This window comes from Paenibacillus sp. N119s (assembly GCF_059447605.1).
Map to the genome: position 1 here is coordinate 1 of NZ_JCAJRU010000286.1, position 5,614 is coordinate 5,614.

3 protein-coding genes and 1 pseudogene are annotated in these 5,614 nt (G+C 48.4%); 2 read left to right on the forward strand and 2 right to left on the reverse strand.

The window, feature by feature from the left end; translation table 11 throughout:
* Positions 1–81 precede the first annotated feature (81 nt).
* Complete coding sequence (locus AC5V8P_RS22830) at positions 82–1,071, reverse strand: zinc-binding dehydrogenase (protein WP_064795596.1); 990 nt, start codon at positions 1,069–1,071, stop codon at positions 82–84.
* A gap of 134 nt (positions 1,072–1,205) precedes the next feature.
* On the opposite strand from AC5V8P_RS22830, the pseudogene AC5V8P_RS22835 reads away from it, so the two are divergent.
* Positions 1,206–2,079, forward strand: a pseudogene (locus AC5V8P_RS22835) (LysR family transcriptional regulator).
* Between the two features lie 22 nt (positions 2,080–2,101).
* Entirely contained in the window at positions 2,102–3,205 is a 1,104-nt protein-coding gene (locus tag AC5V8P_RS22840) for an RDD family protein (protein WP_081276716.1), read from the forward strand.
* 190 nt (positions 3,206–3,395) lie between these two features.
* On the opposite strand, the gene AC5V8P_RS22845 is transcribed toward AC5V8P_RS22840, so the two are convergent.
* On the reverse strand, positions 3,396–5,614 hold a 2,219-nt coding region (locus AC5V8P_RS22845), incomplete at its 5' end, for a beta-L-arabinofuranosidase domain-containing protein (protein WP_495473893.1).

Consider the following 5,614-nt stretch of genomic DNA (forward strand, 5'->3'; position numbering starts at 1 on the left):
TCCACTACTATAAAATTGACCTCGGAATGAGGCGCTTTATAGTAGTGGATTTTTTTATAGAGGTTTAAAGTTACGTACGCTCTATTCCATTCTAATCCCTATATTGCCTAACTGTGCTCCCTGCTGCATATGGTAAAAGGCTTGCGCTGTCTCTTGCAGAGGGAAGACGCTATCTATAATGGGATGAAGGGAATGGCGTTCCATGAATTGGAGCATATCTGCGAATTCCTCGCTGCTCCCCATAGAGGTACCGATGATGCTGATTTGTGGAAAAAATATGGAGCGAAGCGGAATCTCTATCTGATCTCCTGAGCTTGCGCCAAATGTAATGATTCGACCATTCGGTTTGATGACATTCAGATACTTGTTGAACGTAGCGGGTCCAATGCTGTCAAGGACCAGATCTACGGTGTCTCCGTTCATGCTTTCTTTCCAATCGCTATCACTGTTGAATGCATGATGAGCGCCATGGGCGAGGGCAGCTTGTTGTTTTGCTTCGCTGCGTGAGGTGACGCTGACTCGTGCACCCGCTGCTAAGGCCATAAGCATGGCGTACGTAGCTACCCCGCCGCCAATACCGGGGATGAGGACATGGTCCCCCTGCTGTAATTGCCCTCTAGTGAAGAGAGCGCGGAAAGCGGTCAAGGCAGACAGAGGCAGTACCCCGGCCTCTTCCCAGGACAGGTAAGCTGGCTTGCTGATGGCATTTTGGGCGGGAATGATAACCGATTCGGCCAATGTCCCGTCTGAAGGACCGCCCAGAATGGCAGGAACCAAGGGAACGTGGCGTGTCTTCTCCCATCCGATACATGGATTGATGACTACTTCCGTATCTACCAGTGAGGTTGGGACGCCAGCGCCTACAGCCTCAATCACGCCTGCTCCATCGGATCCGAGAATGAGTGGAGCATCGTTGGTGGTTCGATCCGCCATGAGGAACAGATCCCGATGGTTCAAGCCTGCAGCTTTGAGTCGGACCTTCACTTCGCCATGCCCTGGTCGTCTGTCCGTAACATCCTTATATATCAGGCCCTCAAGGCCGTTTTTGTCATTATGGATTATAGCTTTCATTTTAAAGCCTCCTGTGGTCGATTTTAGATGCATTTGCATGTACTTTGAATTGTACAGAGCGGCAGGCATCCGGTAAAATGAACAAAATCGAACGTCAGTATCATAAATGATCATACCAAGCAGGTGATGTATATATGGAAAGCAGTGATTTGAAAATTTTTCGGGCGGTTGCTCGTGAAGGCAGTATCACAAAGGCTGCGCAAGTGTTGAACTATGTACAGTCCAATGTAACCTCGCGGATTCAGCAGCTTGAGGCACAATTGAACGTACCGCTATTTCGCAGATCTAATCGCGGAATGACGCTAACGTCGGCAGGAGAGAATCTGCTGGAGTATGCAGAATCCATACTGACCTTGCTCGACGAGGCAGAGAAGTCTACTCAATATTCGGACCAGCCTGCGGGACCGTTGCGATTGGGCTCGATTGAGACGACTGCGGTCACGCATCTAACGACTTTATTGACGGGATATTACGCTGAGTACCCTGATGTGCAGCTATCGCTGATGACCGGGGGGACGCATGCTCTTGTACAAAAGGTACTAAATTACGAATTAGATGGGGCATTCGTCTATGGTCCCGTCGTCGATCCGAATATAGAGCATGTGGAGGCTTTTGAAGAGGAGCTGGTGCTTATTTCGGAACCGGGAGAAAGCGATATGAGCAAGCTGCTTGCCAAGCCTATGCTATTCTTCGATGTAGGCTGCACACATCGGGCAAGAGCGGAAAGCTTTCTGAGCGATGCAGGTGTGGATACGTATCAGATTATGGAATTCGGGACATTGGAAGTTATTTTTGGGGGGGGTAGCCTCTGGTCTGGGGGTATCCATGCTTCCACACTCATCAATTGCAAAGGCGAGGGAGACGGGAAAGATTGCGTCACATCGTTTACCCGAAACCTATCGTAAATTAGAGGTGTGGTTTGTTCATCGGCGGGATTCGTTATACTCTAGTGCGCTGTCAGGCTTGCTCCACTGGATGAAAAAGGATGCTATACTAAACTGGGATTAAATTGACATCAGGGGTGTATCATTTGGAAGAACTTAATTTATCGAAAGATCCATCTGCATCAGCGTTAGGAGAACCTATGAGAAATGGCGGCTACCATCAACGAGAACCGGATAAGATGGCATCATTATCGCAGACATACGGAGCCTCCATCTTTTTCAGAAGATGGGCCGCCTGGATGATTGACTTCATTCTTATCGTTTTTGGGTATGGAGGGCTGGTCTATTTTATAGCGAAAAAAGTAGCTGAAACAGAAAGCCCCAATATGGGTATGGTAGTGATTCTCTTCTTGATTGGCTCTTTCTGTTATTATCTGTTGCTGGAAGGACTTACGGGCTATACGCTGGGCAAGTTTGTACTTCGTATTCAGGTCGTGAATGGAGAAGGAATGCCACCAGGCATGATTAAATCGTTGATCCGTACGCTCATACATCTGGTGGATACGAACCCGCTACTTTTCTGGGGGCTGCCCGCCGGTATATGTGTGCTGGTGACACCTCGGAAACAACGAATTGGAGATATGGCCGCCAACACATATGTAGTTAGGACACGGGATTTGGGGAAGGTGAGCAAAAGGAAAACCGGGATTTTTGCAGGAGCAATCATCCTGATGACGATCACTTCGATTGTCTTTGCTGTATCCTTAATTTCTACGCTCATTACTCAAATCGTGAAGCCTGAGGTATTTACCAGTAAGGATAATCAGTTTGCAGTTACAGCTCCGTGGACTTGGTCACGAGATAATAGGATTAATGAGGAAGCGGATATTTCCATTAAAAATGAATTTACCGATAGATATTTGATTGTATTGTCTGAACCAAAAAGTGACTTTGACAGTAGTATGACTCTTCAAGAATATAAAGGAATCATTGAGGATCATTTGGTGTCAGGAATTACGGACCCTGAATTGGGGACCGCTTCAGATATGGTGGTGAACGGATATCCTGCCATTGAGTTTACCCTAAAAGGAGAAATAGACGGGAATCTGGCCATGTATAACGTGACCACAATTGAAACACCTTCGCATTATCATCAGGTGCTTGCCTGGACCTACGCCTCTCGATACAGCAGGGCACAGCAAGAGCTGCGCAAGATTAGAGACAGTTTCCGTGAAATGAACATAATGTAAAGCAAACATGAAGCAGCCACTAACATCAAAACGGAGTAGGCGGAATAGTGCTGTACAAGCGAAGCAGTCGCTTTTGTCCCCGGATTTCTACCAATGAAAGACTTTATTACAGAAATCCGGGGGCGGTGGCGCTGGGAAGCACTATCCGCCTGCGTGGCGGCGCTATAGTAGATTTATATAGATCATTTGATCATACAATAGAATGTCTGATCACTCGCAATCCGGCCACCTTCGCTACCTTGCCTTGTGGCTGGGCTGTGAATCGAATCGTAACTTCACGCTTTTGGCTCGTCACAGACAGAGGCAGCTCATAGGTAAACGTCTCGAATTTACTCATTTCCTCGGATTCCAGCTTGCCTTCTCCTAAATTCTGACCATCGGCAGTGATGTCAAAGTCACGATGAGAGCGACTCAAGTCCTTCAGATAAGTGACCGCCAACTGGACAGGCTCATCCGGGAGAACCTTTATGACAAAAGAGAACCAGCCCCCAGGCCATGTGTCGCGATATTTGCGATTATAAATGGACCCTAGGCCTACGTGTTCTCCAGTGAAGGAATGATCCCGTTCCGGCTGCATTTCGGCAGGCTGCACAACGTCGACTGTAAGTCGCTCCAGCTCAAGCTGGTACGCTAACGCAGTGCGGTATTCTGCCTCTGTTGCTGCCCATTCCTCCTTGGAAAAGAGATCCCAATAGACGGTATAGGAACGGTCATAGACCTGGTAAAACGGACGAAGCTGCAAGTCTCCGATATAACCCAGATCGCTTAGATGGAATGTATTCGGTTCGCTCCTGTCAGCAATCAGCTTGGTTGTCAGGGAATCGGCCGATCCGATCAGAACAGATGCCAGCAGACGTTCCTCATTGAACTCCTGTTCAATAGGACCCAGATCTCCAGCCAGCACAAGCGGGCCGTACATCAATGCAATCCGGCGCGGATTATCCGGCATTTCTTCAACTCTTACTGTCATAGGAATATCGTACTCGACCGTATCCCCGTCGTTCCATTCCCGTTCAATGACAATATAACTGGTAGGGCAAGCCTCTGCGGCATACTCTTCTCCGTTGATCTTAATCTTCATTCCCTGCTCCGCCCAATGAGGGCATCTTAGCTTGATCGTGAACAGCTTGGGCTCCTTGCTTATGACACGCAGCGTTCCTTGCCCATTTTGCGGAAAGAGAGTTTCTTGTTTGAGCTGTACATCCATCTCATCCCACGTCACGGTAGAAGGGACATATTGATTGACATAGAGTGTGTTTGGTGTGTGAAAGTAGATCGCCGTGCCGTACATAGAGTGACTCTCCATACCGGACCCCACGCAGCATGTAAAATCGTCATATTGAGAATTGAAGGACTTGTGCCCTCCCATTTCCAGTGATACAAAATAGCATACCCGTCCATCTACAGGCTGCTGTGAAGCCAAAATATGATTGAACATTGCTCGTTCATAATAGTCGGCATAGGCTGCGTAAGCGTCCCACTCAAACATATGTCTTGTTAATTTCAACATATTGTAGGTGTTGCAGGTTTCACAGGTACCTTCGCCCAAACGATCATTCAGCTTGCCAGGTTCGCCAAAATGCTCATTATAGCTATTGCCGCCAATCACGTAGGAATGCTTGTGAACCACCCGGTCCCAGAAAAAGCGGGAGAGGTCCGCATAGAAAGGTTTGCCTGTCACTTCGAACTGGCGTGCTGCACCAATGATCTTAGGAATTTGTGTATTGGCATGTCTTCCTGCCAGCGTATCGCGGCTGTCTGCCAAATCATTCAGCACTTCTCCATGATAAAAGCGTTCCGCGAGGTTCAAAAAGCGCTTTTCTCCGGATTGTTCCGCCAGATCGGTCAGCACCTCGTTCATGCCGCCAAACTCGCAATGAAGCACCTGTTGCATCTGCTCATCGTTCAGCCCTTGGAATACATCCTCCAGCCAGTCGCCGAGTTTGATTTCCATCGCTAAAGCTTTGGGATGATGAGCCAGCAGGTAGGCATCACGCAGGCCTGCGAAGAGCTTGTGCATCGTATATAGCGGAACCCAGCCTCCATTAAGGTCAAAACCTTGGGAGCGGATATCCCCGGCTTTAACCTCTTCAAAAATTTCCTTTCCACGCGGAATGCCGGAAATGTATCCGTTTCCATGACTATTTTGGCATATTTCCAGTTCGTCAATCACATAGTTTACTCGTTCCAGCAGCCTTTTGTCGCCTGTGGAAGCAAACATTAGCGAACAGCCAGACAGGTAGTGACCGAGTGTATGTCCACTGATGCTGCGTGCTTCCCAGCCCTCATAGTGAGCCGCCTTGGGCTCCAGTCCCGCATATTCACGAAAACGCGACAATAAACGGTCGGGTTCCAAGCTCAGCAGATAGGTCGCATTCAGCTCCATGGCGTGGTAAAGTGGGCCGGAAT